Below are 2580 nucleotides of genomic sequence, written 5' to 3'. Positions count from 1 at the left end.
GGCTGTGCGGGTTTGCCTGGAGTCGCAGGGAAGGCGACCGTCGCGAAGGGTGCGAAGCGTATCTGTCCGTGAGGGTAGACGCACCATGCGTCCAACCCGAGCGTGATAACATCCATGGACAAGGGTGTGGGGGGTCACCCCACACCCTTGTTTGAGTATTTGCCCCTTTTTCCCTTAAATGAAAACCGTGCCGAAGGCACACCATAATGATTCATTCTTCATTTTTCACTATTTTGGAGGTAACGATATGAGTTATCAAGAAGAATACCGTCAGAAGCTCACCACTGCCGAAGAGGCTGTGAAGGTGGTCAAGTCCGGGGACTGGGTGGACTACGGCTGGTGCACCAACACCGCCGAGGTGCTGGACCAGGCTCTGGCCGCTCGCATGGGTGAGCTGCATGACGTAAAGGTGCGGGGCGGCATCCTGCTGCACATGCCCGCCATTGCCCAGATCGAGAACCCTGCCGACCACTTCACCTGGAACTCCTGGCATATGTCCGGTGTGGAGCGGAAGATGGTGAAGATGGGCCTGGCCTACTACGCCCCCATCCGCTACTCCGAGCTGCCCGGCTACTACCGCAACTGCATCGAGCCCATGGACGTGGCCATGTTCCAGGTGGCCCCCATGGACCAGCACGGCTACTTCAACTTCGGCCCCAACGCCTCCCACCTGTACGACATGTGCAAGCGGGCCAAGCACATCATCGTGGAGGTCAACGAGAATATGCCCCGCTGCCTGGGCGGCTACCACACCGGCGTGCACATCTCCCAGGTCAACGCCATTGTGGAGGGCCCCAACGGCCCCATCGGCACCATGCCCGGGCTGAGCCAGCCCTCCGAGATCGACCTGGCGGTGGCCCGTCAGATCGTGGCCGAGATCCCCAACGGCGCCTGCCTCCAGCTGGGCATCGGCTCCATGCCCGGGGCTGTGGGCCAGATGATCGCTCAGTCCGATTTGAAGGATCTGGGCGTGCACACCGAGATGTACGTGGATGCCTTCGTGGCCATGACCAAGGCCGGCAAGATCACCGGCGCCTGCAAGGCCTTTGACCAGGGCCGTCAGACCTACGCCTTTGCCGCCGGTACTCAGGAGCTGTATGACTTTTTGGACAACAACCCCCAGTGCATGAATGCCCCTGTGGACTACACCAACGACATTGCCCGGATGTCCACCCTGGACAACTTCATCTCCATCAACGGGGCAGTGGACATCGACCTGTTCGGTCAGGTCTCCTCCGAGTCCTCCGGCATCCACCACATCAGCGGTGCCGGCGGTCAGCAGGACTTCGTCATGGGTGCCTACCTGTCCCGTGGCGGTAAGAGCTTCATCTGCTGCTCCTCCACCTTCAAGGACAAGGCCACTGGCGAGGTGAAGTCCCGCATCCGTCCCACCCTCATTGAGGGCTCCATCGCCACCTGCACCCGGAGCAACCTCCACTATGTGGTCACCGAGCATGGCATGTTCAACGTCAAGGGCAAGACCACCTGGGAGCGTGCCGAGGGCCTGATCTCCGTGGCTGCACCCCAGTTCCGGGACGAGCTCATTGCCGCTGCCGAGGCCATGCACATTTGGCGCAAGTCCAACAAGCGGTAATTCCCCTTTTCCCATTGCAAGGGCCTGTTGCAGCTGCAACAGGCCCTTGTCTTGCCCAATGGCTCCCCTGAGTCAGGGGAGCTGGCAGCCGTTAGGCTGACTGAGGGGTTGTTCTTCTAAAAGGCCTAGTTCAGACTTGCCAGCCTGGTGGGGACGCTTCCCGCTGGGGGTTTCTTTTGAGCGGGCAAAAGAAACCAAAACCCGCTTAGGGCGTTCCCCCCTAAGAACCTCCCTTTGGGTACGAGGCTGGGCCTGCGTCAAAACGAAATTCGGCCCGTCACCCTTGCTGTGGCCCCTGTTTGTGCCACCACACCAGGCTACCCTGAGCAGCTGGCCCTATCACCAGGTGGTTTCCAAGTCCGGGCCTACCCTGGAGAAGCGGCGTTCCCGCCGCCGAGAGCCAGGCCCCCGACCGCTGGGAACAGCGGCACACTATGGTAAGGCCCTGGCGATAGAAGTACCACCTACAGAGGAGTAGGCACTTCCCATGGTTTTTCCATGCCATCTATGTGCCCCCACCGGGCCAAGGGCCGAAAGAAGAAGGACGCAGGTGCATCCAGTACCGCGGGGTGGATTCCACAAGGCGGGGGAAGGCCCCGCCTTTGGTGGGTCTTTGGTGACTTTCTGCCCACTCAGAAAGTCACCCTGCGGAGCAAACCCTGGCTGGCAAGCCTGAGACTGTGAGGTTAAACGGTCAATCCCTCCGACCCGGCTTGCGCCGGGCCACCTCCCTTTGCACAAGGGAGGCGTTAAGCCCTTTCCTTCCCCCCAGTTTTGATGTAAACTAGAAGGCACATAACCCAGTGAAAGGTGGTTTCTCTCCCCATGTCAAAGAAGAAACACAAGAAATCCAACCCCCACTCCGCCCCCAAGGCCAAACCCACCCAGCCCTCCAAGAACATAAACCCCCTGGTGTGGGGCATCGGCGGCATTGTGGTGGTGGCTGTGTTGGTGGTGGCCGCTGTGCTACTGATTTGGAAACCCAC

Annotated in this window: 1 protein-coding gene; it reads left to right on the top strand. The window is 60.3% G+C overall.

Going from position 1 to position 2580, the window contains the following annotated elements; all coding sequences use genetic code 11:
* The first annotated feature begins 247 nt into the window (after positions 1-247).
* Positions 248-1594: a butyryl-CoA:acetate CoA-transferase gene (locus H9X86_RS11825; protein ID WP_204901701.1), complete on the top strand. Its 1347-nt coding sequence runs from the start codon at positions 248-250 to the stop codon at positions 1592-1594.
* The last annotated feature ends 986 nt before the right edge of the window (positions 1595-2580 follow it).

Origin of the sequence: Pseudoflavonifractor capillosus (assembly GCF_016902575.1) — a bacterium.
Classification (GTDB): domain Bacteria; phylum Bacillota; class Clostridia; order Oscillospirales; family Oscillospiraceae; genus Enterenecus; species Enterenecus capillosus_A.
The sequence above is the reverse complement of the archived record's forward strand: the minus strand, read 5'-3'. Positions and strand labels throughout refer to the sequence as shown.

Coding starts and splice junctions, on each gene's coding strand:
- H9X86_RS11825 (WP_204901701.1), top strand. CDS start 248: ATGAGTTATCAAGAAGAATACCGTCAGAAGCTCACCACTGCCGAAGAG.